The sequence below is a fragment of the Cryobacterium luteum genome (genome assembly GCF_900110125.1).
In the GTDB taxonomy this organism is placed as follows: Bacteria; Actinomycetota; Actinomycetes; order Actinomycetales; family Microbacteriaceae; genus Cryobacterium; species Cryobacterium luteum.
Map to the genome: position 1 here is coordinate 49,836 of NZ_FOCN01000015.1, position 25,160 is coordinate 74,995.

Annotated in this window: 20 protein-coding genes; 1 reads left to right on the forward strand and 19 read right to left on the reverse strand. The window is 66.2% G+C overall.

The genetic code is table 11. From position 1 onward, the window contains the following. Nucleotides 1-28: 28 nt before the first annotated feature. Nucleotides 29-5,572 carry an Ig-like domain-containing protein gene (locus BMW72_RS13785; RefSeq protein ID WP_174843186.1) on the reverse strand — a complete coding sequence of 1,848 codons (5,544 nt, stop codon included), beginning with the start codon at nt 5,570-5,572 and terminating at the stop codon, nt 29-31. A 318-nt stretch (nt 5,573-5,890) separates the two neighbouring features. Here BMW72_RS13785 and BMW72_RS13790 point away from each other — a divergent pair, with 318 nt between their 5' ends. Beyond that, entirely contained in the window at nt 5,891-6,784 is an 894-nt protein-coding gene (locus BMW72_RS13790; protein WP_092111512.1) for a DUF808 domain-containing protein, read from the forward strand. 294 nt (nt 6,785-7,078) lie between these two features. On the opposite strand, the gene BMW72_RS19035 is transcribed toward BMW72_RS13790, so the two are convergent. The 18 genes from BMW72_RS19035 to BMW72_RS19040 all read right to left on the reverse strand — a co-directional run. After that, nucleotides 7,079-8,401, reverse strand: coding sequence for a hypothetical protein (locus BMW72_RS19035; RefSeq protein ID WP_092111514.1), 1,323 nt, complete (start codon nt 8,399-8,401; stop codon nt 7,079-7,081). A gap of 267 nt (nt 8,402-8,668) precedes the next feature. Next, nucleotides 8,669-8,989 (reverse strand): acyltransferase family protein, encoded by a 321-nt coding sequence (locus BMW72_RS13800; protein ID WP_092111515.1) that lies wholly within the window; start codon nt 8,987-8,989, stop codon nt 8,669-8,671. A 178-nt stretch (nt 8,990-9,167) separates the two neighbouring features. Beyond that, complete coding sequence (der, locus tag BMW72_RS13805; RefSeq protein WP_092111517.1) at nt 9,168-10,682, reverse strand: ribosome biogenesis GTPase Der; 1,515 nt, start codon at nt 10,680-10,682, stop codon at nt 9,168-9,170. Next, nucleotides 10,675-11,367 carry a (d)CMP kinase gene (gene cmk, locus BMW72_RS13810; RefSeq protein WP_092111519.1) on the reverse strand — a complete coding sequence of 231 codons (693 nt, stop codon included), beginning with the start codon at nt 11,365-11,367 and terminating at the stop codon, nt 10,675-10,677. The genes der and cmk overlap by 8 nt, the downstream gene beginning before the upstream one ends. A 5-nt stretch (nt 11,368-11,372) precedes the next feature. After that, entirely contained in the window at nt 11,373-12,455 is a 1,083-nt protein-coding gene (locus BMW72_RS13815; protein ID WP_092111521.1) for a prephenate dehydrogenase, read from the reverse strand. A gap of 12 nt (nt 12,456-12,467) precedes the next feature. Beyond that, nucleotides 12,468-13,217 carry a pseudouridine synthase gene (locus BMW72_RS13820; protein WP_241984069.1) on the reverse strand — a complete coding sequence of 250 codons (750 nt, stop codon included), beginning with the start codon at nt 13,215-13,217 and terminating at the stop codon, nt 12,468-12,470. Nucleotides 13,218-13,285: 68 nt separating this feature from the next. Next, the gene (gene scpB, locus BMW72_RS13825) at nt 13,286-13,960 is read right to left on the reverse strand and encodes an SMC-Scp complex subunit ScpB (protein WP_092111526.1); all 675 of its coding nucleotides are present in this window, start codon (nt 13,958-13,960) and stop codon (nt 13,286-13,288) included. A 4-nt stretch (nt 13,961-13,964) separates the two neighbouring features. Beyond that, on the reverse strand, nt 13,965-14,789 hold the full coding sequence (locus BMW72_RS13830) for a segregation and condensation protein A (protein ID WP_092111528.1): 825 nt from the start codon (nt 14,787-14,789) through the stop codon (nt 13,965-13,967). Further along, nucleotides 14,773-15,612 carry a ParA family protein gene (locus BMW72_RS13835; RefSeq protein WP_092111540.1) on the reverse strand — a complete coding sequence of 280 codons (840 nt, stop codon included), beginning with the start codon at nt 15,610-15,612 and terminating at the stop codon, nt 14,773-14,775. The genes BMW72_RS13830 and BMW72_RS13835 overlap by 17 nt, the downstream gene beginning before the upstream one ends. Before the next feature lie 215 nt (nt 15,613-15,827). Further along, nucleotides 15,828-16,760 carry a site-specific tyrosine recombinase XerD gene (gene xerD, locus BMW72_RS13840; RefSeq protein ID WP_092111543.1) on the reverse strand — a complete coding sequence of 311 codons (933 nt, stop codon included), beginning with the start codon at nt 16,758-16,760 and terminating at the stop codon, nt 15,828-15,830. Between the two features lie 2 nt (nt 16,761-16,762). Beyond that, on the reverse strand, nt 16,763-17,404 hold the full coding sequence (locus BMW72_RS13845) for an NUDIX domain-containing protein (protein WP_092111530.1): 642 nt from the start codon (nt 17,402-17,404) through the stop codon (nt 16,763-16,765). Then, the gene (locus BMW72_RS13850) at nt 17,397-19,100 is read right to left on the reverse strand and encodes a CTP synthase (RefSeq protein ID WP_092111542.1); all 1,704 of its coding nucleotides are present in this window, start codon (nt 19,098-19,100) and stop codon (nt 17,397-17,399) included. Before BMW72_RS13850 ends, BMW72_RS13845 begins: the two co-directional genes overlap by 8 nt. Before the next feature lie 45 nt (nt 19,101-19,145). Further along, nucleotides 19,146-20,858, reverse strand: a complete 1,713-nt coding sequence (gene recN, locus BMW72_RS13855; protein WP_092111531.1) for a DNA repair protein RecN — start codon at nt 20,856-20,858, stop codon at nt 19,146-19,148. Beyond that, complete coding sequence (locus BMW72_RS13860; protein WP_244151245.1) at nt 20,855-21,802, reverse strand: NAD kinase; 948 nt, start codon at nt 21,800-21,802, stop codon at nt 20,855-20,857. Before BMW72_RS13860 ends, recN begins: the two co-directional genes overlap by 4 nt. Continuing rightward, on the reverse strand, nt 21,780-22,580 hold the full coding sequence (locus tag BMW72_RS13865) for a TlyA family RNA methyltransferase (protein ID WP_092111547.1): 801 nt from the start codon (nt 22,578-22,580) through the stop codon (nt 21,780-21,782). Before BMW72_RS13865 ends, BMW72_RS13860 begins: the two co-directional genes overlap by 23 nt. An 86-nt stretch (nt 22,581-22,666) precedes the next feature. Next, nucleotides 22,667-22,831, reverse strand: coding sequence for a hypothetical protein (locus tag BMW72_RS18815; RefSeq protein ID WP_166787813.1), 165 nt, complete (start codon nt 22,829-22,831; stop codon nt 22,667-22,669). A gap of 9 nt (nt 22,832-22,840) precedes the next feature. Beyond that, nucleotides 22,841-23,869: an HAD-IIA family hydrolase gene (locus BMW72_RS13870; protein ID WP_092111533.1), complete on the reverse strand. Its 1,029-nt coding sequence runs from the start codon at nt 23,867-23,869 to the stop codon at nt 22,841-22,843. Then, on the reverse strand, nt 23,847-25,160 hold a 1,314-nt coding region (locus BMW72_RS19040; RefSeq protein WP_208598220.1), incomplete at its 5' end, for a tetratricopeptide repeat protein. The genes BMW72_RS19040 and BMW72_RS13870, both read right to left, overlap by 23 nt.

A 25,160-nucleotide genomic window follows, 5' to 3' on the forward strand; every position in this document is an offset into this window, starting at 1 on the left:
ATCCGGGTGGCGGCGTGCTGTAAGGCAGCTAGTTGCCCGTTGTGAAAGTCCAGATGACGGGGACTAACGGGTTGCCAACGGTGTCCTTGATTCCGCTGTTGAGGGTGACGGTGTATCGGGTATTGGCCAGCAAGGTCCCGTTCGGGTTCAGTGTCGCTACCCTCGTGGTGCTGGAGTAGCTGACCCTCGAGGTGAAGGCGGCGCCGGTCGACGTGCGCTTGATGGTGAAGTTCCCGCTTGCCGCGGCTGCGCTCGGCAGACCGGTGACCGCCTCGTTGAAGGTTGCGGTGATGTTCGCCGTTCGGCTGACCCGGGTGGCGTTGACCACCGGGGTGCGAGCCGTGACGACCGGGGCGGGACCGGTGATAAATGTCCACGTCTTGGCGCTGAGCGGGTTCCCTGCCACGTCCTTGACGGCGTTCGTCAGCGACAGGATGTAGGTACGGTCAGCGACCAGCGGGGCGTCCGGAGTCAGTGTTGCCAATCGGGTGGTGGAGTTGTAGGTCACCTTCGACGCGATGGTCGCCGTCCCCAGCTTCAGGGTGAAGTTGGGGGTGCTGGCACCGGTCGAGGGCAGACCGGTCACGGTCTCGCTGAACGTTGCGGTCAGCGGAGTCCGCGTGGCGGTGGTTCCCACAGCGACGCCGGTGGCTCCGGCGGCGGGGTTTGTCGTGGTGACCGTCGGGCTGGGTCCGGAGGTGAAGGACCAGCTCGTGGCCGACAAGGAGCCGCCCGACGCACTCTTGATGGCCGTGGTAAGCGAGAGCGTATACGGCTTGTCAGCGGCGAGCGCCGCCGTCGGGACGAGGGTGGCCGTACGCGTCGTCGTGCTGTAGGTCACCGAAGCCGGAACGGCCGCGGTGCCCTGCTTCAACGTGAACGTGGTGTTGCTGACACCGGTGACGGGTTCATTGAAGGTGACAGTCGGTCGCACGTTAACTGCTACCCCTGTCGCCCCGGATCCGGGGTTCTGGGCGGTCGTGCTCGGCGTGGTGGAAGCGGTGAGCAACGGCGCGGACACCGTGTTCCCGGCCGCGTTCCACGCCGTGACCCGGTACGCATACTGTCCGGTTGCGGCGGTCTTGTCGGTGTAGGCAGTGACGTTCGCCAGACTGGTAGCGATCTGGGCGTAAGCGCCGACCGCACCGTTGGCGAGTGGTGCGCGCTCGATCCTGTAACCGATCTCGTTTTTCGCGTTTCCCCAGGTGGTGGGATCGGTGATCGATACCGGGGATCCGTCGGTCCAGGTCAACAGCACGTCACTTGTGGGTCGCGTGAAGCTCACCACCGACGCGTCGGGCAGCGTGCGGGGTACACTGACCGAGATGGGCCGCATCATGTCCATCTCCTCATGGCTGAGGATGTGGCAGTGCCACACGTACTCCCAGCCGAAGTTGGTCATGACGTTGCTGATCGGGGCGATCGGGTCACCGTTGGTGTCGGTGTTGTTGAAGCCCGCTTCGGACCCGTTCGGGCCGGTTGTCGAGCCCTTGGCGCCCAGCGGCATCATGGGGTTGAGCGGCCTCATGCTGTCCGGGATGGCGAACGGGAGTTTCGGCAGAATGGGACGAACCGCCACGATCGTGTCTTCCAGCGGACTGACCCGTACGGTGTCCTTCCAGCCGAGTTCCGTCGGTTCGGGCGGGATGATGATGTTGTCCCAGGTGACTCTGTTCAGTACCTGCACATCGTTCAGATGGAAGTGCAGCGGATGGGTGTCCACTCCGTTGTGAGTGATCTTCCAGATCTGGGTGCCGTCGGCGTTGGTTGAGATCGGGGTCACGTCGAGGCTGTTCGTGCCCTTGGTGCCGTCCAACAGCTCCGTGGCAGGGTTGACGTACGGGTAGAGGATGACGTTCTGCAGCAGCGGTGTCGCTCCTGGAGCTTCCAAGCCGATGTTGCCGCTCATTCGCCCCCACTCGTCGAAGTTCGCCGAGTTCATCTCGTCGTGGACGCTCTTGCCCTCAATGGGAATGCTGAGCTGAGTGCCCGACAGCGTGTCGAACTTGAATTGGTCACCTCCCTGCTCGGCGATCCGGGCAAAGCCGTCACACTTGGCGGCAGGGTTGGTGGCCGCGTTGCAGTACCCGCTGCCGACGAAGTTCTTGCCGTAGGCCTGGTTGTACGCAGCCTGGCCCACGACGATGGGGTTCTGGCTCGACTCGAAGACTCCGGCGGGCTTGCCTGCCGCGTCGGTGTGGTGATCGAACGCCGCCATCAGCTTGCCCATCTGGTCAGCCGTAGTGTTGGGCCGGTCGAAGGCCAGCGCCGGTGCCGCGTTCGAAACCTTGACCTGCATAACCGATCGCGTGTCCGGCCCGTAGCCGGGCAGGGTCGTCGGAGCGCCAGCCGGGGACATGTCCGGTCCGCCGGCGTAGTAGTCGTAACCAGGGATCCTGGCCGGGAACGCCGCAGGTGCGTCGTTGTAGAGGATCAGCGTCTTCCCCTTATAGGCGGAGAAATCGACGATCACATCGGCACGTTCGGCCGGCGCGAGCAGCAGCGAGTGCTGGTCGACGTTGCCAACATCGAATCTGGTCGCGTCGGTGATCCACGTCGTCTCGTGGGCGGGGACCACCGCCGGGGTCGGCAGGAAGCCTCCCTCGTTGCCGATCTGGATCCAATCGGGGCCCTTGGGACTCTTCGTGGTGTCCGGCGTCGGGAAGACGACCGGGTCGGTCTGCGCCAGGGCGACTTCGCTCGGCTTCAGCGCGACCTCGGTGCCGGTCGCGGGATCGGCGACGTACCAGGACAGGTTCCAGAACCGGTCGTCGGAGCCGTTGAGGATGCGGAACCGATACGTCTTCGGTTCCATGGTCGTGGTCGGGTAGGCGGTGCCGTTCACGACCGGCGTGTCGTGGAAGGCCTCCATGCCGACCGAGTTGTTGGGTGTCGAGGGAATAAGGGCCGGTTCGCAGAAGTCGGCCACGTTCGGATCGCAGGTCGGGTCGAAGTAGGGGTTGGCCATGGGCGGGTACTTGGCGTCCTTGGCTGGCGGCCAGAACCACGGGCCGTAGAACCATCGGCCGAACGAGCTCATCCCGCTGGGGTCGCCCGGGTTCTGCGCCGGCATGTAGACGTGCGGCTGCCAGAGGTTGCCCTCACCACCCCACTTCTTCGAATCCCAGGTGGGGTCGAGCTGAGCCATCCGCTTCGCGCTCGGCACGAAGGTCTTGTCCTGGATGGTGAGCGGGGTGCCCATTCCAAGGCCGTCGAGGGCGCCACCGGGAGCCATCAGCTTCTGCTCGGTGTCGTCGGTGATCATGTACCCGGCTTCCTCGCCGGCATACACATTGAGCCGCGTGATTCCCCACGAGTGGTCGTGGTAGAACATCATGCGCGCACTCTGCTGATTGGTGTAGAAGAAGGTCTCTGCACCAGGACCAGGGTCGGGCATGTCCGGAACGTTGCTGACGCTAACGCCCTTCGGGTACGCGGTGTTCTCACCGGTTGGGGTCACCCACTGGTGCGGTGTACCGTCACTGATCCACGGAGTGATACCCCCGTGCAGGTGCAGAGTGGCACGGTTCTCGGAATAGCACGTGCTCGGTTTGGGAGTCTCCCCGCACATCGGGTTGCGCACACCGTCGAGCACACTTTTCTCGTCCGGTGCCATGTCCATCGGGATTTTGGTGGCTGGGTCGAGCGTCATCATTCCGGGGCCGGAGCCTGCGCCCATCACCGAGGTGTCGACCGGAAGGAAAAGATCGCCGGCGACGCCGGTGGGCAGCAGGTTGCGGAACAAGACCCGGACGGGCTTGTTCTTGGTGGCGAGGATCGTCGGGCCGAGATAATGCGGCTGGTCCACACCGGTGAAGCTGATGGGGCTGTCGGGCAGGGTTGGGTCGAGGTTGGCGTTGCCGAGCGCGACATTCTTACCGGGAACGACGGTGGTTGAGATTTGTACGTACCCGCGGAGCAGCGTGGCCGGGAGGTCTCGATGAAACTTCATGCGGTACTGCACTACCGCGATCTCGTAGTAGTCGGTGCCGGGGTACGTGGTGGTGTCCGGCACTGCGACCGGGATGTACTGGCCCAGGTCGTTGGCGTTGGCTTCTCCTTGCCCAGGAAGAGTGTCGACAAACTTCTTGATTCCCGGGGTGAGGTAGCCCGCGCCGGGGGTGGTGACCACGATGTCAGTGACCGAGCCCTTGACCGCCACTTTGGCCGTAGCGCTGGCGCCCTTGTCGGCCGCACCCAGGGTGTCGGCGATCGTCACTGCTGGTGTTGAGTCATAGCCCGCCCCGCCGTCGGTGACGTCGATGCGGGTGACGCCGATGGTGGCCTCGACCTGGGCCGGCCGATCGGGAGCTGTCTTACTGGCGTCGGTGAGGGTCACTGTCGGGGCCGAGGTGTACCCGCTCCCCGCATTCGCGATCTCGACGCCGGTGACCACGCCGTTGGCGTCCATCGTTGCGCTGGCCGTGGCTTGCTCGCCGTCGGCGAGGTCAGGCTGGGAGATATTCACCAGCGGCTGGGCCTGATATCCCGCACCGCCGTCGGTCAACTTCAGGTTGTCGATAGTGCCGCTGGCGAGCGCGTGCGCCTCGGATCCCGCGGTGGGGTTCCCGCCCGTCAGCGTCACCGCGGGCGAGGTGAACCCGTATCCGGTCTCGTTGACGTCGATGCTGGTTATGACGCCGGTGGCGATCCCGGCGGAGGCCTTCGCTACCGTGATCGGGGTGACCCCGGCTGTTGTGATTTCTACTGTTGGCGGGACCGCGTAACCAGCACCCGGGCTGGTCACGGTTACACCGGAAATGGCACCCGTTTTCGGGTCGACCGAGGCAGTGGCTTCCGCGCCCGTGCCTGGGTCGGTGATTGTTGGCGTGACGTCGGCCGCGAAGGAGTAGGTGCGGTCGTGAGAGAAATCGGGGTAGTTCGAAGCACCGAGCGTGACGGTGCTGTCCGTGGCCGGAGCGACGTTGGTGGCCATGGTCGGGTCGCCGCTGGCCGGCGTGCTCAAGGTATCGCCATTGGCGGGTACGTCGGTGTCCACCGGAACGCCTTGGCCGTAGAAGCCGATCACGTCGTCCTTCTGGACTGTCACTGCCGGCACGAAATAGGTCTCGACCTCGCCGGTGTCTACTGTCGGCGTCGGGACCTTCAGCTCAGGGCTGGTGTAGACGACGGTGTATTCCCCCGAAAGACCGGTCGGTCGCAGCACCAGCGCGTGGAAGAGGTTACCCGCCGAGGTGGTCGGGCTCGCTCCTGCTGTGCCCTGGTTCCAACTTTGGAAGTCGTTGAGGGTGCCGGCCGGGAGCTTGGTGTGGTCGAGCACGACCAGTACCGGGCCCATATCACCGGTCGGCTTCGCATAGTCGGTCGCATACGTGCGCTCGGTCAGCGGGTTACCGTACCGGACCGGCGTCGGGGCCCCGACGCTAATTTTCACCATCGCATCCGCTAACGTCTGCGGGCTGTTGGCCCAATTGGGGTATGGACCGAAGTAGTGGGGCACCCTTGTCGTATCGGTGGCGCTCATGGGGACCGCAGCCTCGGCCGCATCGGGCCGGAAGAAATCGCGTAGTCCCATGGGACCGATGCCGCTGACCAGCAGCGCAAGCGCCACGGCGGCAGCCGGCCCAGCCAAACGACTTCGCGGGGCTTGGCGGAACGGTGGGCGGGCGGGTGATTGCATGATTCCCCTAACAATCGTTGGATGCGGTTGCGGACTCTATGCGATGAGGGTGCACCACCGGCGTCCTCGACGGGCCGTTTATGACACAACTGTCATCTAGCAGAATGCGTCGAAGGCCTGTGGCCTTGAGCACGTCGGCTCCGACCGGTGAAATTCCGGTGGTGAACCTAGGAACTGGGTCCCCACGGTAATCTGGACACCATTGCTGTCACCCGTTCGGAGGGCGACGAAAACTATTAGGAGAACCAGATGTCGGTCGGCCTGCTCGCCGTAGTCGATGACATACTCACCGCTGCCCTCAAGGCGAGTGCGAAAACGGCTGGTGTCGTCATCGACGACGCTGCCGTCACTCCACAGTATGTTCAGGGCTTGTCGCCAGCGCGCGAGCTGCACGTCGTCTGGCGCATCGCGCTGGGCAGCCTGTTCAATAAGTTCGTCATCATCATTCCGCTCGCGCTGCTCCTCTCCGCGTTCGCACCCTGGGTGTTGCCGTGGCTGCTCATCCTCGGTGGCTCCTACCTGTGCTTTGAAGGCGCGGAGAAAGTGACCGAATGGTTCGGCGCGCATCACGCCTCCGATGAGAGTGAATCGAGGGAGGAGGGCAAGCTCATCTTCGGCGCTATTCGTACCGACCTGATTCTCAGCACCGAGATCATGCTCATCGCCCTGGCGAGTCTCGACCCCGATTTTGGCATCTGGATGACGCTCGGCGCCCTGGTCGTCATCGGCCTCGGCATGACGGTACTCGTCTACGGTGCCGTCGCGCTGCTGGTCAAGATCGACGACATCGGACTGTCACTGATGAAAAATCCTGCACGACGAATGCGGCGCACCGGCGCGCGCATCGTGGCTGCCATGCCCGCCGTGTTCCGGGTGATCGGAATCATCGGCACGGTCGCCATGCTGTGGGTCGGTGGGCATCTGGTGATCGCCAACCTGGCCGAGACATTCTGGCAGGCCCCCTACGACCTGCTGCACGTCGTGACACACGCGATCGACTCGGCCGGCCCGGCCGTCGTCTGGGTCACCGACACGACAATCTCACTGGTGTTCGGCCTCATGCTCGGCCTGATCATCGTCGGCATCGTCTTTGGACTGTCGGGGCTTCTCAAACGCAACAAGCCAGGCGTCGTCGCTGCCTGACCGCGGTCGCCTTCCCTAGCTGCCCGGAAAGCGGATGCCAGCCAGCTGCGGACGCACCGCTGCGGCCGGTGACGTGTTCCACGGCGACTGCGCGAGCAGATCACCCTGTTCGAGACGGCGGGCTTCGTGGTGGTCTCCCGTCCATCCGTGGGTCGAGCAGCGGTTCAGCTCGCACTGATGGCACTTCACGTTGCGCGGGGCTGCGCCGGGGACCGACACAAAGGCGGGCCACGCGTGCTGTGTGCACGTGGGGCCCGCCTGATTCCTGCGAGGGAAATCCGGGAGAGGGGCTGCTTAGCCCTTCTTGATGACGACCGCGGTGTTGTCGCTGTAGTAGTTGCGTTGGAAGTCAATGATGGTCGTGGTCTTGGCGATCACTGCGCAGTTGGCGACCTTGGTATCTCGACCGAAATTGTTGTCTTTAATGATCGTGCCCTTGAGCGGACCGTAGGCTTTTTCGGCGATGTTGACGGTGCAGGCGCCGTTGTTGGCGTAGTTGTTGGTGTAAACGAAGTTGGACACCACTCCGCGGTCCTGGGTGATCTGTACGGCGGCGCTGTGCGAGTCGGTCAGGCGGTTGCCGGTGACCTTGACGTTGTTGCCGCTCTGCACCTGGATGGAGTCGTCGTGGCTGGGCGATCCGCCCTGGTTCGGGTCCTTGAGGTAGTGCATGTGGTCGTGGATCCAGCTGTTCTGGATGAGCACGTTGCTGCCGGTGACGTGAATTCCGTCGATGACATTGTTAATGTCTAGGCGGGTGGCGGTGAAGTTGTAGCCGTAGATGCCGTTGGCGTGGGGCGACGCCACCGTCGGCGACAGTTCGGTGTCGGTCACGACGAGGTTGCTGAATCCGCCGAGGTTGTTGATGAGGGCGCCGGGGCCGTTCATGGTGCGACCACGAATGATCGAGTTCTTGATGGTGACGTTGGCGGCCTGGATTTTGACCAGCCCGCGAATGTCCAGACCGCTCAGCACGGTGCCTGGCGTGGTGACATTGATGTCACCGTTGACGACCTTGAGCACGGTGCCGCTTGGAACGCCGGTGTTGGTCGTCGTCGGGGTGCCGCTGGTGGGCGGGGCCGGTGTGGGTGCCGGAGCGGGAGCCGGGGTGGGGGCGGGAGCCGGTGCCGGTGCCGGGGCGGGAGCGGGAGCCGGGGTGGGGGCCGGCACGGTCTTCTTTGTGAAACCGACCACGGTCATGGCGACCTTGACGTTCGCGGAGCTGCTGGCGACGACGATGGTTCCGTCGGACTTGCTGGTGACGGGCACCGTATAGGTGCGCTCGGGGCCGTCCCCGGTCGGGGCGGTGAAGTAGTAGCGCTGAGTGTATTCCGGGCCGACGAGTACTTTGATGTCGGTGGGCGCGGCAGCGGTGGTGTCGAACATCACGTCGACCGACGCAGCGTCAGCCGGGATGGTGCCGAGATCGGTAGCAACCTTGCTACCGGCGGGAACCGCGACCGACACGGTGCCGTCGGCGGCCTGAGCTGGAATTGCGGCGAGGCCGCTGAAGGCAACAGCGAAGGCACCGGCCGCGGCGATGAGGGCCAAACGGCGAGAGGAACGAACGACGGGGCGAACGGCAGAGCGCGAAGCGAAAGCAGTGGAGGAGGACATGGTTCACATTTCGTCTGGTGCACATGATCGGGAGGTGCGGGTGGAGGCTGTAGGAGGCCGGGGTGACAAAAATGAGTATTGCCCACAATGGGTAATGTATCAAGCCAACTCGGCTCCTTCTCAGGTTCACCCCGCGTTCAGGGGGTAGACAGTGCACTCGAAATGGGTATGAAAAAGCGGCCGGACCTGCGTTAACAGGCCCGGCCGCATCCGTTCGCGTAATTTGGCAAATTCGACACGTGTGCACGATATTGAGCCAGGAACGAGTTACATTTTTGGCAGCATTCGTTTCTCGCGGAACACGCGTGAGCGGTAGCGCTTGGAAACTCCCATCACCGGGCGCTCGATCAGGCGATAACTCAGGTAGCCGACGAGCACGACCGCGCCGAACGCACCTACCCAGAAGACGATGGCGACGACCGGGTTGGTCGCAAGGTCAGGGGTGGAAACGAATCCCCAGGCACGCCCGATGACGTTGAGCACGAGCACGTGGCAGAGATAGACCGAGTACGACATGGCGCCGAAGATCGTGAGCCTGGTCAGCACGCCGATACCCCCGCGAGCTTCGATCGCGGTGACTGCGAGCATGATCAGAGCAAACCCGATGCCGAGCGTGAAAGGCCGTTCCAGACCGGGCCCGGCGTAGAGGTCAGCCGGCGTTGCTTCACCGGCGAAGACAACGATGTCACCTGAATGGAATCGAGCTTGTGCCGCACCGGGGCTGTCCCGGCCGGCGTCAAGCTGCGCCGCCCATACAGGGCGGTGCTCACGAGCGTTTGCGCTTCTCGCGAACTCGCATACTGAGGTTGATCGGGCTGCCCTCGAAGCCGTAGATCTCGCGCAGGCGACGCTGGATGTAACGACGGTAGCCCGGGTCGAGGAATCCGGTGGTGAACACCACGAACGTCGGCGGGCGGCTCGAGGCCTGGGTGCCGAACAGGATGCGCGGCTGCTTGCCACTGCGCACGGGGTGCGGGTGGGCGGCGGCGAGTTCGGCCAGGAAGGCGTTGAACTTGCCGGTGGCGATGCGGGTGTCCCACGACTCGAGCGCGAGCTCGAGGGCCGGAACCAGCTTCTCCATGTGGCGGCCGGTCTTGGCCGAGATGTTCACGCGCGGTGCCCAGGCCACGTGGGCCAGGTCCTGCTCGATTTCACGCTCGAGGTAGCGGCGACGGTCGTCGTCGATCTGGTCCCACTTGTTGAAAGCGAGCACGAGCGCACGACCCGATTCGATGACGAGGTCGATGACGCGGATATCCTGCTCGCTGATGACCTCGGTCACGTCGAGCAGCACAACGGCCACCTCGGCCTTTTCCAGGGCAGCGCTGGTGCGCAGCGAAGCGTAGAAGTCGGCGCCCTGCGAAAGGTGCACTCTCCGGCGGATGCCGGCGGTGTCGACGAAACGCCACACCTTGCCGCCGAGCTCGACCTGCTCGTCGACCGGGTCGCGGGTCGTGCCGGCGAGTTCGTTGACGACAACGCGCTCCTCCCCCACGACCTTGTTGAGCAGGCTGGACTTGCCGACGTTCGGGCGTCCGAGAATGGCCACGCGGCGCGGGCCGCCCACTTCCTGCTTGGCAACGTTGGAAATTTTGGGCAGCACGAGCAGAATCGCGTCGAGCAGGTCGGCAACACCACGACCGTGCAGGGCGGAGACCGGCCACGGCTGCCCGAGACCGAGCGACCACAGGCTGGCCGCTTCGGGTTCCTGGCGCACGTCGTCGACCTTGTTGGCGATCAAGAAGACGGGCTTGCCGCTCTTGCGAAGCATGCGCACGACCGCTTCGTCGGTCGAGGTCGGGCCCACGTTGGAGTCGACGACGAACATGACGAGGTCGGACAGGTCGATGGCGATCTCAGCCTGGGCGGCGACGGAGGCGTCGATGCCCTTGGCGTCGGGCTCCCACCCGCCGGTGTCGACGAGGCTGAACTTGCGTTCGTTCCAGTCGCCCTTGTACGCGACGCGGTCTCGCGTGACACCGGGGGTATCCTCGACGACGGCCTCACGGCGGCCGAGGATGCGGTTGACCAGCGCAGACTTGCCCACGTTCGGGCGGCCGACGATGGCGATCACCGGAACCGCCGGCAGATACTGGATCGCGTCGGGGTCGTCGGTGACGGCCTGCAGTACGTCGAGGTCTTCCTCGTCGAGGTCGTAGTTGTCGAGGTCGGTGCGCAGCGCCGCGGATCGCCGGGTGGCGAGTTCCTCGTCGAGGTTGGCGAGTCGTTCCGCCAGCTCGGTGTCGAGCGCTGTGCTCGTGTCGTCGTATTCGTTACTCATTCAAAGCCTGCTTCATGCGTGTGTGGTAGACGTCGATGACCGCTTCAATGGTCTGCTCGAAGTCGAGATGGGTGGAGTCGACGGTTATCACACCGTCTGCAGCGCTCATGAAATCGACAACCTGTGAGTCAGCACGATCGCGTGATCGCAACTGTTCTGCCACGGTTTGGGCCGATTGGGTCGTTATTTCCGCAGAGCGTCTAGCCATTCTAGCCTCCTCGGATGCGGTCAGTAGAATGCGCACCTCAGCCTCGGGGGCGACGATGGTCGTGATGTCGCGCCCTTCGACCACGACACCGGGTCGATCCACGTTCTCGGCGATGCTCCGAAACAAGTCGGTGAGCGCCCGGCGCACCTCGGGAACGCGGGCGACGGCGCTGACCGCTGCACTGACCTCCGGCGAGCGGATGGCGTCGGTCACGTCGGTCTGTCCCACCGTGACGAAGTATTCGTCGGGGTCGGTTCCGATCGCATAGTCGAAGTCTTTCAGGAGGGCGGTGACGGCATCCGCTTGGCTGCTGTCGGTGTGGCGGTCAAGCGCCAGCCAGGCCAGCGCACGGTAGGCGGCACCGGTGTCGAGGTAGGCGAAGCCAAGGCGGCGTGCGATGGCACGACTCACGCTCGACTTGCCGCTGCCGGCCGGTCCATCGATGGCGACGACGGTGGGGAGGGAGTGACGTGCCATGTGCGTTAACCAGCAATCCGCCAGCCGCGGGCGGCCAGCTCTTCGGTGAGGCGGGTGACGGCCTCGGGCAGGACAGAGATTTCGGCGAGGCCGATCTGGGCGCCCGGCGAGTGTTCCAAGCGTAAGTCTTCGAGGTTAACGTTCAACTCGCCGATGTCGTTGAGCAGGCGAGCGATCTGGCCCGGCTGATCGTTGACCATGACGACCATCGAGGAGAAGCGGCGGTCCTGCCCGTGTTTGCCGGGCAGGCGGGCCACCCCGGCGTTGCCGCCGGCCAGTTCTTCGGCAACTTTGCGCTGCGCTCCCGGAGCGGCCGGGTCTTCCAGAGCGTCGATGAAGCGGTCAAGGTCGTCGCGGTAGGCCAACAGCACATCGCGCACCGGTTTGGCGTTGGCGCCGAGAATCTGCACCCACAGGTCGGGGTCGCTCGCGGCGACCCTGGTGACGTCGCGCAGGCCCTGGCCGGCAAGGTTGAGCGAGGAATGCGCCGCTCCGGTAAGGCGGCGGGCCATCAGGGTCGAAATGACCTGCGGCACGTGCGAGACCAGCGCGACCCCGAGGTCGTGCTCCTCGGGGGTCATCTCCACCAGAATGGCACCGAGGTCGAGGATGAGATCATCGATCGCGCCGGCCTGCTGGTAGCTGATCGCGTCGTGCGCGGCGACGACCCAGGGGCGGCCGATGAACAGGTCGGCGCGGCCGGAGAGCGGCCCACCCTTCTCCCGACCGGCGAGCGGATGCGAGCCGATGTAGCGGCTGATGTCGGCTCCGCGCTCGCGCAGCTCGGCGAGCGGGGCGAGTTTGACGCTCGCGACATCCGTCACGATCGCGCCCGGGTAGGCCTCGAGCTCGCGGGCGACGATCTCCGCGGTGACATCCGGCGGCACGCAGACCACGATGAGCTGCGGCAGATCGCCCGGCGCTGCGGCGCGACCGGCGCCGTAGTCGATGGCAATGCGCAGGTTGGTCGGCGAGGCGTCGGCCAGGATCGTCTCGATCTGGCGGCCCCGCAGACCGAGCCCGACGCTGGTTCCGAGCAGTCCGACGCCGACGATGCGCACCGGGCCGACGAGGCGGCTTTTCCCCATATGCGTCAGTCCTTAGTCGGCGTCGGGCCGTGCGCTGGGCGCCTGGCGGGAGACGGTGAGCAGCTGGCCGAGTTCTTCCCGGGTGAGTTCGCGAACGGCACCCTGCTGCAGGGTGCCGAGGTTCAGCGGCCCGAACTGGCGACGCACGAGGTCGACCACGGGGTGACCGACGGCGTCGAGCATCCGTCGCACGATGCGGTTGCGCCCGGAGTGCAGGGTGAGCTCGACCATGCTGAAGCCGCCGCCGGGAGGGCTCGTGAGGATGCGCGCCTTGTCGGCGTGGATGGGGCCGTCTTCGAGTTCGATGCCGCTCTGCAGCTGGCCGATGGTCTGCGGTGAGACACGGCCCTCGACCTTGGCGATGTAGGTCTTGGAGACGCCGAACGAGGGGTGGGCGAGCACGTGGGCGAGGTCACCGTCGTTGGTGAGGATGAGCAGGCCGCTGGTCTGGGCGTCGAGGCGGCCCACGTTGAACAGGCGTTCGTCGAACTGGTCGGTGAATTCGCGCAGGTCGGGGCGGCCGCTTTCGTCCTGCATCGAGGAGACGACGCCGACCGGCTTGTTGAGCATGAGGTAACGGCGGGTGGTGTCGAGCTGCACGGCCACGTTGTCGACGGCGACCTGGTCGGTTTCGGGGTGCACGCGGCGGCCGAGTTCGGTGACGACCTTGCCGTTCACGCGCACACGACCGGAGGTGATGAGGTCTTCGGAGACACGACGGCTGGCGACTCCGGCCGAGGCGAGAACCTTCTGCAGGCGCACGCCGTCGGCTGCAGCCTCCGGGTTGAAGTTCGGGTCGCGCGGGGCGCTGTCGTTGGTCGTATTGTCGGTCAAAGCAGATCCTCGAATCCGTCGGTTCCGCCGTCGAGCAACGGCGAGAGGTGGGGTAACTCGTCGAGCGAGTTGATTCCGAGCTGGGTGAGCAGCAAGTCTGTGGTGGCGTAGTTGATGGCGCCGGTTTCACTGTCGGTGAACGCCTCGGTGACCAGGCCGCGACCGAGCAGCGTGCGCACCACGGAGTCGACATTGACCGCGCGGATGCTTGCGACCTGGCCGCGACTGATCGGCTGCTTGTAGGCGATCACAGCGAGGGTTTCGAGCGCTGCCTGGCTGAGCCGGCTGGGATTTTGGGTCAGCACGAAGTCGGTCACGAGTTTGTCGTGGGTGGCGCGTACGTAGATGCGCCAGCCGCCGGCGACCTCGCGCAGCTCAAAGCCGCGGCGCACCGTTTCACTGCTGTTGAAGCTGCTGTTGCCGTCGAAATCGGCCACGAGCCGGGCAACGGATGCCGCCACCTCGGCGATCGTCCGGCCGACGGCGGTCGCGAGGTGCACGATGCTCTGCGGTTCGTCGGCGACCATGAAGACGGCCTCAAGCTGTCGGTCAAGGGCGTGCGCGGCGGTGTCGCTGGCGGCCGGCGAAACGGATGCTGCGGCGTGCGTTTGCGGGGTGCGTGATCGGATGTCGGTGGCCTGGTCTACCGTGTTTCTGAAGTCAGTTGTCATGTGGTCAGTTGTCATAGTCGGCTCCGAGCGATGCGAGGTTGTCGTCGGTCCAGTCCTGCCCGTTCAGGGACTGCGTATTCCAGCGCAGGGTGAGCTCACCGAGGGGCTCGATCTGGTCGAAAGAGAGGGCGCCGTGGCGGTAGAGCTCGAGCACCGCGAGAAAACGGGCGATGATGACGCCCTTCTGGTCGGCGCCGGCGATGAGTGCGCGGAACGAGACCGGCTCCCCCGGCTTCAGCATGGCGACGATATAAGCGGCCTGTTCGCGAATGCTGACCAGCGGCGCGTGCAGGTGGTCGAGGCCCACAATGGGCAGCTCGCGCGGCGCGAGCGCGACGGTGGCCAGGGCGGCGAAGTCGGCGAGGGAGAGCGTCCAGACCAGCTCAGGGGTGCTCTGACGGTACTTCTCTTCGAGGCGCACCGACCGCACGTGGCGGCGGGTCTCCGTGTCAAGCTGGCTGGTGAACCAGCTCGCGGCTTCCTTGAACGCGCGGTACTGCAGCAGGCGGGCGAACAGCAGGTCGCGGGCTTCGAGCAGGGCGACATCTTCTGCGTCGACGAGTTCGCCCTGCGGCAGCAGCCCGGCCACTTTGAGGTCGAGCAGCGTCGCGGCGACAACGAGAAACTCGGTGGCCTGATCGAGCTCTTCGGTGGCGTCAAGGCCGCGCAGGTAGGAGATGAACTCGTCGGTGACCTGGCTCAGCGAGATCTCGGTGATGTCGAGTTCGTGCCGGGTGATCAGTTTCAACAGCAGGTCGAACGGGCCCTCGAAGTTGCCGAGGGCGACCGAAAACGCGGGCTTCTCGGGCGCGCTAGGCGACTGCGCCACGGTGGATCAGTTCGCGGGCCACCTGCAGGTACGCCTTGGCAGCGGCGTGCTCGGGCGCGAAGTCGGTGATGGGCACCCCGGCCACGCTCGCATCGGGGAATTTCACGGTGCGCCCGATGACGGTTTCGAGCACGCTGTGGCCAAAGGCATCAACGACGCGCTCGAGCACCTCGCGGGAGTGCAGGGTGCGGGAGTCGTACATCGTGGCGAGGATTCCGTCGAGTTCGATCGCCGGGTTGAGCCGGTCGCGCACCTTGTCGATGGTTTCGATGAGCAGGGCCACGCCGCGCAGAGCGAAGAATTCGCACTCGAGTGGGATCAGCACACCGTGGCTGGCGGTGAGCGCGTTGACGGTGAGGATGCCGAGGGAAGGCTGGCAGTCGATCAGGATGACGTCGTAGTCGCCGGAGACCTTGCGCAGCACGCGGGCCAGAATCTGCTCTCGGGCCACCTCGTTGACCAGGTGGACCTCGGCGGCCGAGAGATCGATGTTGGCGGGGATGACGTCGAGGCCCTCGACCGAGGTCGGCTGGATTGCGTCTTTCGGGTCGACCTTGCCGTTGAGCAGCAGGTCGTAGATGGTGGTGACGTCGTGGGTGGGCACGCCGAGGCCGGCCGACAGGGCACCCTGCGGGTCGAAGTCGACAGCGAGCACCCGGCGGCCGTAGCTGGCCAGGGCGGCACCGAGGTTGATGGTCGTCGTGGTCTTGCCGACGCCGCCCTTCTGGTTGCAGAGGGAGATGATGCGAGCCGGACCATGGCTTTTCAGCGGTTCAGGGGCAGCGAACTCGTGTTTTTCACGTCCGGTCGGACCCACCGGCATGTCGTCGAAACCGGGTAGCGAAATTCGCTCGCTCAACTTGCGCGTCACTGGCCCGTCCTCGCTTCGTCTGCACCCATCACTTGGTCGATTGTAGCGAGTGTTCGGCTGGTCGCCGTAAGGATCGCCGAGCACCCCGTCACCCATCTCTCGCGCGAGCCGGAAAAGCGTGGCTTCAGCACCTGCGAAGCAACGATATTGCCGCTCTCGCGGACGGGTCAGCGTGCGCGCGGATGGGCGGTGGTGTACATGTCGCGCAGGGTGTCCGCGGTGACCAGGGTGTAGATCTGGGTGGTTGCGACCGAGGAATGGCCGAGCAGCTCCTGCACCACGCGCACGTCGGCACCTCCGGCGAGCAGGTGCGTCGCGAAGGAGTGTCGCAGGGTGTGCGGCGACACGGGCACGGTGAGTCCGGCCCGCTCGGCGGCCGCGCGAATGATCAGCCAGGCATTCTGCCGGCTGACCCGCTGCCCGCGCACGCCGAGGAACAGGGCCGGCGTCGACCGACCGCGCGCCGACAGCAGCGGCCGGGCTCGCACGAGATAGTTCGAGACCGCGGCGCGTGCGAAGCTGCCGACCGGCACCATGCGCTGTTTATCGCCCTTGCCGGTGAGGCGCACCGAGTCGAACACCTCCACGAGTACATCGTCAACGTTGAGGTTGACCACCTCGCTCACCCGGGCGCCGGTCGCGTAGAGCAGTTCGAGCAGGGCTTTGTCGCGCAGCCGTTGCACGTCGTCGCCGTCGGTCGCCGCGAGCAGCGCCTCGACCTGCTCGATCGAAATGGCCTTGGGCAGCCGCAGGGCGAGCTTGGGCGGTTTGGTGTCGTGCGCGACATCCGCTTCGACGAGGCCTTCATCGAGAAGGAAGCGGTGGAATCCGCGCACGGTCGAGAGAACCCTGGCGATCGACGCGGCGGTCAGCGGCGATGGGGCGCGCAGGCCGAGATGCTGCACGAAAGCCGAAATGTGCTGCCGGGTGACCGCCCGCAGGTCGCTGATCGGCCGAGACGGCGCCTCCTCCGAGCTGGCCGCCAACCAGGCCGTATACAGCCCGAGATCACGCCGGTACGCGGCGACGGTGTTCGCGGCGAGGCCACGCTCGACCGCCACGTGCCGCAGATACCCATCCACCGCCGTGGCGATCGACATGCTCAGGCCGTGCTGGTGCGCGAATGCAGGCTGAGCGGATGCCGCGGCCACGGCAGGTCAGCCGGCGCGAGCGTGCTCCACCCGCGGGAACGAGCAACCTGAGCGGCCAGCACAGCCACGATCAGGATCGGGTTGCTGATGCGCCGCGCCAGTACGGCGTCGACGCACTCATCGAGCGGCACCCAGCGCAGTTCGATGTCGGCTTCTTCCTCGGTGCGGTCGAAGGCGGCGACCGCAGAGACGTCGCGCGCCAGATACACCCGGATGGCTTCGTTGCTGCCGCCGGGTGAGGTGTAGAACTCGGTGAGCAGCGCCCACTCGGAGGCGACGACATCCGCTTCTTCGGCCAGCTCCCGCTGGGCCCCGACGACGGCATTCTCGCCGGTGACGTCGAGCAGACCGGCCGGCAGTTCCCAGCCGCGCAGGCCCGTCGGGTGCCGGTACTGCTTGATCAGCAGCACCCGGTCGTGCTCGTCGAGGGCGAGCACCGCGACCGCGCCGGGGTGCTCGATGTACTCGCGGGTGATGTTCGAGCCGTTGTAGTCGAACGAATTGCGCCGCACATTCCAGATGGCCCCGTCATAGACGACGTCGCTCGCGGTCACCGCTACCGCAACGACGTCGTCCTGCAGGGCGTCAGGCACTGAGTTCTTCCTTCACCTCGAACAACCGGCTGGCCTGCTGGCGGTCGAGCGCGGCTTTGATCAGACCTTTGAAGAGCGGATGCGCGTGGTTCGGCCGTGACCGCAGCTCCGGGTGGGACTGCGTACCGACGTAGAACGGGTGCTCCTCGCGTTTGAGCTCGACGTACTCCACCAGGTGGCGGTCGGGGCTGGTACCGGAGAACCACAGGCCAGCCAGGGCGATCTGATCGCGGAAGGCGTTGTTGACCTCGTAGCGGTGACGGTGCCGTTCGGAGGCTTCACTGGCGCCGTACAGTTCGGCGACGAGGGACCCTTCGGCGAGGGTGGCCGGGTAGAGTCCGAGGCGCATGGTGCCGCCGAGGTCGCCGCCGGCGATGATCTCGACCTGCTCTTCCATGGTCGCGATGACCGGGAATTCGGTTTCCGGGTCGAATTCGCTCGACGAGGCGCCGGGCAGGTTGGCTTTGTTGCGGGCGTATTCGATGACCATGCACTGCAGGCCAAGGCACAGGCCGAGCGTGGGGATACCGTTCTCGCGAGCGAATTTGAGGGCGCCGAGCTTGCCCTCGATGCCGCGGATTCCGAAGCCGCCCGGCACGCAGATGCCGTCGAGCTCGCCGAGCAGGCGCGCCGCTCCCTCGTCGGTTTCGCAGTCGTCGGAACCGATCCAGACGATTTTGACCTTGGCCTGGTTGGCGAATCCGCCGGCGCGCAGGGCCTCGGTGACCGAGAGGTAGGCATCCGGCAGGTCAATGTATTTGCCGACCAGGCCGATGGTGACCTCGTGTTTGGGGTGGCGAACCGACTCGAGCAGTTTCTCCCAGCCGGTCCAGTCCACAGTGCCAGCCGCGAGGCCGAGGGCGTTGACGATGTACTTGTCGAGGCCCTGGTCGTGCAGCATCGTGGGGATCTCGTAGATCGACGAGACGTCGGGGCAGTTCACCACGGCGTCTTCGTCGACGTCGCACATGAGCGCGATCTTGCGCTTGTTCGACTCGGACACCGGCCGGTCGCTGCGCAGCACGAGGGCGTCGGGCTGGATTCCGATCGAGCGCAGGGTGGCGACGGAGTGCTGGGTGGGCTTGGTCTTCTGTTCGCCGGCCGCACCGAGGAACGGCACGAGAGAGACGTGCACGAAGAACACGTTGCCGCGGCCGAGTTCGTGGCGCACCTGGCGGGCCGCCTCGAGGAACGGCTGGGATTCGATGTCTCCGACGGTGCCGCCGACCTCGGTGATGATCACGTCGGGGCGTACCTCGTCGCTCGCCTGCAGGCGCATGCGACGCTTGATCTCATCGGTGATGTGCGGGATGACCTGCACGGTGTCACCGAGGTACTCACCGCGACGCTCCTTGGCGATGACCTGCGAGTAGACCTGACCGGTTGTCACGTTGGCCGACTGGCCGAGGTTGATGTCGAGAAAACGTTCGTAGTGCCCGATATCGAGGTCGGTCTCGGCACCGTCGTCGGTCACGAAGACCTCACCGTGCTGGAACGGGTTCATCGTTCCCGGATCGACGTTGAGATAGGGGTCGAGCTTCTGCATGACGACCCGCAGGCCGCGCGCCGTGAGCAGGTTTCCGAGGCTGGCCGCCGTCAAGCCCTTACCGAGCGAGGAGACCACACCCCCGGTCACGAAGATGTGCTTCACGGTATCGCCTGAACTGCGCGAGCCGTCTGATCGGTCCGTAAGTATATTTTCCACCACGGGCTTCAATGCTATCACCAGAAAATTTGTCGCTTACTTTTTAGGGGGACGAGGGGTGGACTGGGCCAGGTCGAGCAACTCCCTGGCATGTTCGAGGCCGCTTTTCGAGTCGGGCAGGCCAGAGAGCAGGCGCGCCATTTCGGCGGCGCGGTCCTCGCCGCGCAACTGGCGCACGCTTGAGGCCGTGACCGATCCGTCGCTGTCTTTGACGACGCTGAGGTGGTTGCCGGCGAACGCGGCGACCTGGGCGAGGTGGGTGACGACGATGACCTGGGCGGTTTCGGCGAGCCGGGCGAGCCTGCGGCCGATTTCAATCGCGGCGGCCCCGCCCACACCGGCGTCGATCTCGTCGAAGACGAAGGTGGGTACCGGGTCGGTCGCGTTGATGACCACCTCGATGGCGAGCATCACCCGAGACAGTTCCCCACCGGATGCCCCGCGCGCCAACGCGCGCGGCTCCGCGCCGGCGTGTGGTTGCAGCAGCAGGCGCACGAGGTCACTGCCGGTGACGGTGAACTCCGGGGCGGATTCGACCTCCACGTGCAGCACAGCGTCGGGCATGGCGAGCGCACCGAGCTCGGCTGTGACCCGGCTGCCGAGTTGCACGGCTGCCGCCTGGCGCAACGCGGTGAGGGCGGCGGCGAGGGTCGTGACCAGCGTATGGTCAGCATCCGCTTCACGGCTGAGCTGCTCGATGCGGTCGGAGTCGGAGTCGAGCTCGAGCAGCCGGGCGCTGCCGCTCGTGAGAAATTCGATGGCCTCCTCGAGGCCGCCTGGATATTTGCGGGCCAGGACGCTCAGTTCCGCGCGGCGCTCCTGCACGATTTCCAGTTCGCGGGCGCCGTCGGCATCGAGGCCGGCCAGGTAGCTCGAGAGTTCGGCGGCGATATCGGCGACGACGAAACCGACGTTGGCGATCGCGGCGACGAGCGGTGGCAGGGCCACATCGTGGGCGGCGACCCGGTCGAGGGCGCGCCTCGCGGTTTCGAGCAGGGCGACCGTGTCGGGGATGTTGTCGGGGTTGTCTTCGGCGGAGATGAGCTGACGGGCTTCTTCGCCGGCCAGGCGCAGTTCTTCGAGGTTGCCGAGCCGTTCGGCGCGTTCGCCCAGTTCGGTGTCTTCACCGGGTTGCGGGGCGACCGTTTCGATCTCGGTCAGCGCGGCGCGCAGGTCGTCGGCCTCACGGGCGCGCAGGTCTCGTTCGGTCTGGAGCCGGTCCAGCTCGGCCTGGTTGACCTGCCAGCGGTGGAAGGCGTGCTGGTAGTCACCGAGCACGGCGGCGAGCTCGGGGCCGGCGAAACGGTCGAGGGCGTCACGTTGGGCGGTGGCCGAGCGCAACCGCACCTGGTCGCTCTGGCCGTGCACCACGACGAGGTCGTTGCGCAGGTCTCCGAGCACGCTCGCCGGAGCGCCGCGTCCCCCGACCATCGCGCGGCTGCGGCCCTCGCTCGAGACGGAGCGGCCGAGGATGAGTTCGGGTCCGTCGAGGTCTCCCCCGGCATCGCGCACCCGGTCGGCGACCGCGCCGGCCGGGTCGATGACCCAACGGCCCTGCACGAAACTCTGCGGCTGGCCCTGACGCACGGTGCCGGCATCCGCTCGATCGCCGAGCAGGAGTCCGAGCGCGGTGACGACCATGGTCTTGCCGGCGCCGGTTTCGCCGGTGACCGCGGTGAACCCGGGGCCGAGCGGCAGCGTGGCCTCGGCGATGACGCCGAGGTCGCGGATGAACAGCTCGTCGATCACTCGCGACCGACCGGGCCACGCCAGCCGGTGACGGGCAGGTTGAACTTGTTCACCAGGCGGTCGGTGAACGGGCCGATGTGCAGGCGGGCCAGGCGCACCGGAACGCTCGAGCGGCGCACGATCACGCGGGCTTTGATCGGCAGGTCGCAGGTGCGGCGACCGTCGGCGCAGAGCACGGCGCGGGCCCCGGTGCGGGAGAGCACCTCGACGGCGAGCGAGGAATCGGGTCCGACGACGAGGGGGCGGGCGAACAGGGCGTGGGCGCTGAGCGGAACCAGCAGGAGTGCTTCAACGCCGGGCCAGACGATCGGGCCGCCGGCCGAGAACGAGTACGCGGTGGAGCCGGTCGGGGTGGACAGCACGACGCCGTCGCAGCCAAACGATGACAGCGGGCGACCGTCAACCTCCACGACGACCTCGATCATTCGTTCACGGCTGGCCTTTTCGACGGTGACCTCGTTGAGCGCCCAGGTTTCGTAGACAACCTCGTCGGCGACCTTGACCCGCACCGACAGGGCAAGGCGTTCTTCGACCTCGTAGTCGCCTTTGAGGGCGCGGCGCACGGCCTCACCGAGGTCGTCGCGCTCACTCTCGGCGAGAAATCCGACGTGACCGAGGTTGATGCCCAGCAGCGGGGCCGAGCAGCCGCGCACGAGTTCAGCAGAGCGCAGAATTGTGCCGTCGCCCCCGAGCACGATGACCAGCTCGAGCTCTGCGGTCGACACGCTCTCGCCGAGAATGGCGATGTGTCCGTTGAGCTCCGGCGAGGAGGCGAGCAGGTCGGCGCGTTCGTCCGGGGCGAGCACCGGTACGGCGCCGCTCGCGATGAGCTGCTCGCACACCGTAGCGGCAGCTTCGAGCGAATCGGCTCGACCGGTGTGCGCCACGATGAGAAAGTACCGCGGGGTGTCACTCAACTCGTCACGCTCCCACCACGGTTTCAATCCGGGCCATCCATTCTGTCGGATTCGAGCCGCTCGTGGCGCTCATCCAGCACAGATACTCGTGATTGCCGGCGGCCCCAATGATGGGTGAGGCGATGACGCCGCAGGTTTTCAGCCCGAGGTCGTGACCGGCCCAGAGCACGCCGGCCACGGAGTCGCTGCGCAGGCCTTTGTCGTGCACGATGCCCTCGCGGATGCCGCCGCGGCCCACTTCGAACTGTGGTTTGATCAGCAGCACGAAGTCAGCTCCCGGCGCGGCGGTCGCCACGAGGGCCGGCAGCACGGTGGTGAGCGAGATGAACGACAAGTCCGCCACGACGAGGTCGGGCCTTTCCTCGATTCCGGATGCCCCGGCGAGCGTTTCCGGGGTCGCATAGCGGATGTTGTAGCCCTCGACCAGCAACAGCTGCGGCTCGGTCTTCAGTTGCGCTGCCAGCTGACCGTGGCCGACGTCCACGGCGATGACGTGGGCGGCGCCGCGTTCGAGCAGCACCTGGCTGAACCCGCCGGTACTCGCGCCCGCGTCGAGCGCCGTGCGGCCGGTGACGGTGATTGTGAAGGCGTCGAGGGCGGCGTTGAGCTTGTGGGCGCCCCGGCTCACGTAGTGATCGGTGGCGGCCACCTCGAGAACCGAGTCCGCCGCGACTTTGGTGCTGGCTTTCACGACCGGCAGCCCGTTGACGGTGACGAGGCCGTCGGCGATGAGCTTGGCGGCAACCGTTCGGGAGCGCACCAGCCCACGATCGGCGAGGGCGGCGTCGAGGCGGGTGGCGGGCATCCGTTCGGGGAGGCTGTCAACCGGGGTGGCGTCGTTCACTGGCTCAGGCATGGGTGCGTCTGTTTCGTGGTCGTGTGCGGAGTCGGTCATGCCGGGCCCGTCGGGTCGGTCGGGTCCGTGTCAGCGTCTTCGAGCTGTGCGCGTAATTGTTCGTGCAGCTGCCCGAACAGGTCGGCTCGTTGTTCGAGCGGTCGGGTCTCGATGTCGGTCAGCTGCGCGTCGAGATCGACCGGTTCGGGTTGGGGGTTCACAGGTCTAGGCTACTGCGCGAGATACAGTCGCTCCGGAACGTTGAGCCCGTAAATGGCCCGCCCGGATCGGTAGATCGCGGCGCACGCGGCGCGAAGCAGGTCGATTCCGCCGTCGCCGTCCTTCACAATCTGCACATCGTTGCCGGAGATGCGCACACTCGCACCGTTCACCGTTGCGGTAGAGCCGTCTTTGGAGAACACGGTCTCCGGGTAGGGTTCGTGCAGCTGCTGCAGGTTCTCAAGGATGAACGCCGGGCGGGAGTCCTTATCGGCGGCGAGGGCCTGCTTGGCCCGGTCGATGCCGGTGAGCACGAGTACCGCCGGTATTCCCGCCCGATTCGCACCGAGAATGTCGGTGTCGAGCCGGTCACCGATGAAGAGCGCGTTCTGCGCGCCGAAGCGCCGTGTCGCCTCCTGGAAGATCGCCACTTCGGGCTTGCCGGCCACGACCGGGAGTCGGCCGACGGCCGTGTGCACGGCGGAGACAAGTGTGCCGTTGCCGGGTGCGATGCCGCGGGCCACCGGAATGGTCCAGTCGGTGTTGGTTGCGATCCATGGAATTCCGGTGCCGACGCCGTCGGCGTTCAGGGCGAACGCCGCCTCGGCCAGGTGCACCCAGCCGACCTCGGGCGCAAAGCCCTGGATCACCGCGGCTGGCTTGTCGTCGGCGGATCGGGTCACCACGAATCCGGCCTTGACGACCTCGTCGACGAGACCGTCGCCCCCGACGACGAGGATGCTCGCGCCCGGTTCCACCTGCTCCGCCAGCAGCCGCACGGCCGCCTGCGGGGAGGTGACGACATCCGCTGCCGCAACGTTCAGCCCCAGCTGGGTGAGGTGGTCGGCAACCGACTGGTCAGTGCGGGAGGCGTTGTTGGTGATGTAGCCAATGCGGATGGTCTCGGCGGCGCGATTCAGGCTTTCAACGGCGAAGGGAATCGCCGCCGGGCCCGCGTACACCACACCGTCGAGGTCGGCCAGCAGAACGTCAACGCCGTGAAGCGGCGTCGCCGGTTCAGGCTTTCGGCGATGCAGCATCCGGCTCCGTCGCTGTGTCGATCATCGAAGCGGATGCTGCAGTTGCAGCGGGAGTCTCGTCGATCTCGTCGTCAGTTTCCGCGGTGCCCACCGTTTCGGTGACGATGTCGTCGGCGTCGTCAGTGTCGTTTGCGGCTGGCTGGTCGACCACTCCGAGTCCGGCAGCGGCGACTACCCTGGCAGCTTCGCCGGCCGCCACGGTTTCGTCATCATCATCGTCGTCATCGCCGGAATTGCCGGCGAAGTATTCGTCGTCGTCGTCCATCTCTTCGATTTCAATGGTTTCGTCTGTGTCACCAGGGGCGCCCAGAGCGGCGTCGGCGCGGGAGGCCCGCTCGAGCCACTCGTCGGCTTCGTCCTCACGGCCGAGTTCGGTCAACACCTCGGCGTAGGCGGCGAACAGCTCGGGGCTGTAGGAGAAGGCCGTGTTGGGGTTGAGCTGCGGAATTTCGAGTTCGACCAGCGCGGCATCCGTTTCACCGAGGTCGAGGCGTGCACCGGACATGGCGATGGCCAGGCCCACCTGAACGGACGGTGACAGCGTGCTGCGATCGACCGAACGGCCCAGTTCGAGGGCACGGTCAGGACGGCCGACGCCCCGTTCGCTGTCGACCATGAGGGGCAGCTGGTCGTTCGAGCCGGAAATTCGACGGTAGGTGCGCAGTTCGCGCAGGGCCAGGGCGAAGTCGCCGGTGGCGTAGGCGGTGATCGCGAGGCTCTCCCGCACGACGCCGATGCGACCGGCCCGACGGGCGGCGCTCATCACGTGCTGGTGTGCGAGCTGCGGGTTCTCGTCGATGACGCGGGCGGCCATCGCCAGGTGGCGACCGACGGTCTCGGCGTTCTCCTTGGTGAGGGTCTTGAGCTCGTTGCGGGCGATGCGGTCGAGATCGTTGGCCGTGATGTCGTCGGGAAGTTCCGGGTCGTCGTGGCGAGGACGCACCGAACGCAGCTCGCGCTGCATGCGCTGCTCTTCGGTCATTTCCTCTTCGACGACGCGCGCGTCACGATCGTTGCGGGCGGGGGCACCGTCACGGGTCCACAGCTTCTTGCCGGCGTCGACGCGCGGAGCGCCGGCACGGTTCGGTGAGCCACCGCGCTGCGTCCACGGCTTGCTGTCGCTGTCCGAACGCGGGCGGTCGCTGCTGGGCCGATCGCTGCGCTCGGGCCGAGCGCCATCTTTGGCCCACGGCTTGCGTTCTCCACCCTGCGCCGGGCGATCGGAGTTGCCGCGGTAGGGAGGACGCTCGCCCTGCGCGGGACGATCAGAGTTACCCCGGTACGGTGCGCG

Excerpts from the sequence above, each read along its gene's own strand:
- BMW72_RS13815 (WP_092111521.1), bottom strand. The coding sequence starts at position 12,455 with ATGGGGAAAAGCCGCCTCGTCGGCCCGGTGCGCATCGTCGGCGTCGGA.
- BMW72_RS13790 (WP_092111512.1), top strand. The coding sequence starts at position 5,891 with ATGTCGGTCGGCCTGCTCGCCGTAGTCGATGACATACTCACCGCTGCC.
- BMW72_RS13865 (WP_092111547.1), bottom strand. The coding sequence starts at position 22,580 with ATGCCCGCCACCCGCCTCGACGCCGCCCTCGCCGATCGTGGGCTGGTG.
- cmk (WP_092111519.1), bottom strand. The coding sequence starts at position 11,367 with ATGGCACGTCACTCCCTCCCCACCGTCGTCGCCATCGATGGACCGGCC.
- scpB (WP_092111526.1), bottom strand. The coding sequence starts at position 13,960 with ATGACAACTGACTTCAGAAACACGGTAGACCAGGCCACCGACATCCGA.
- BMW72_RS13800 (WP_092111515.1), bottom strand. The coding sequence starts at position 8,989 with ATGCTCGCAGTCACCGCGATCGAAGCTCGCGGGGGTATCGGCGTGCTG.
- BMW72_RS19035 (WP_092111514.1), bottom strand. The coding sequence starts at position 8,401 with ATGTCCTCCTCCACTGCTTTCGCTTCGCGCTCTGCCGTTCGCCCCGTC.
- BMW72_RS13835 (WP_092111540.1), bottom strand. The coding sequence starts at position 15,612 with ATGCCGGTGGGTCCGACCGGACGTGAAAAACACGAGTTCGCTGCCCCT.
- BMW72_RS13870 (WP_092111533.1), bottom strand. The coding sequence starts at position 23,869 with ATGCTGCATCGCCGAAAGCCTGAACCGGCGACGCCGCTTCACGGCGTT.
- der (WP_092111517.1), bottom strand. The coding sequence starts at position 10,682 with ATGAGTAACGAATACGACGACACGAGCACAGCGCTCGACACCGAGCTG.
- xerD (WP_092111543.1), bottom strand. The coding sequence starts at position 16,760 with ATGTCGATCGCCACGGCGGTGGATGGGTATCTGCGGCACGTGGCGGTC.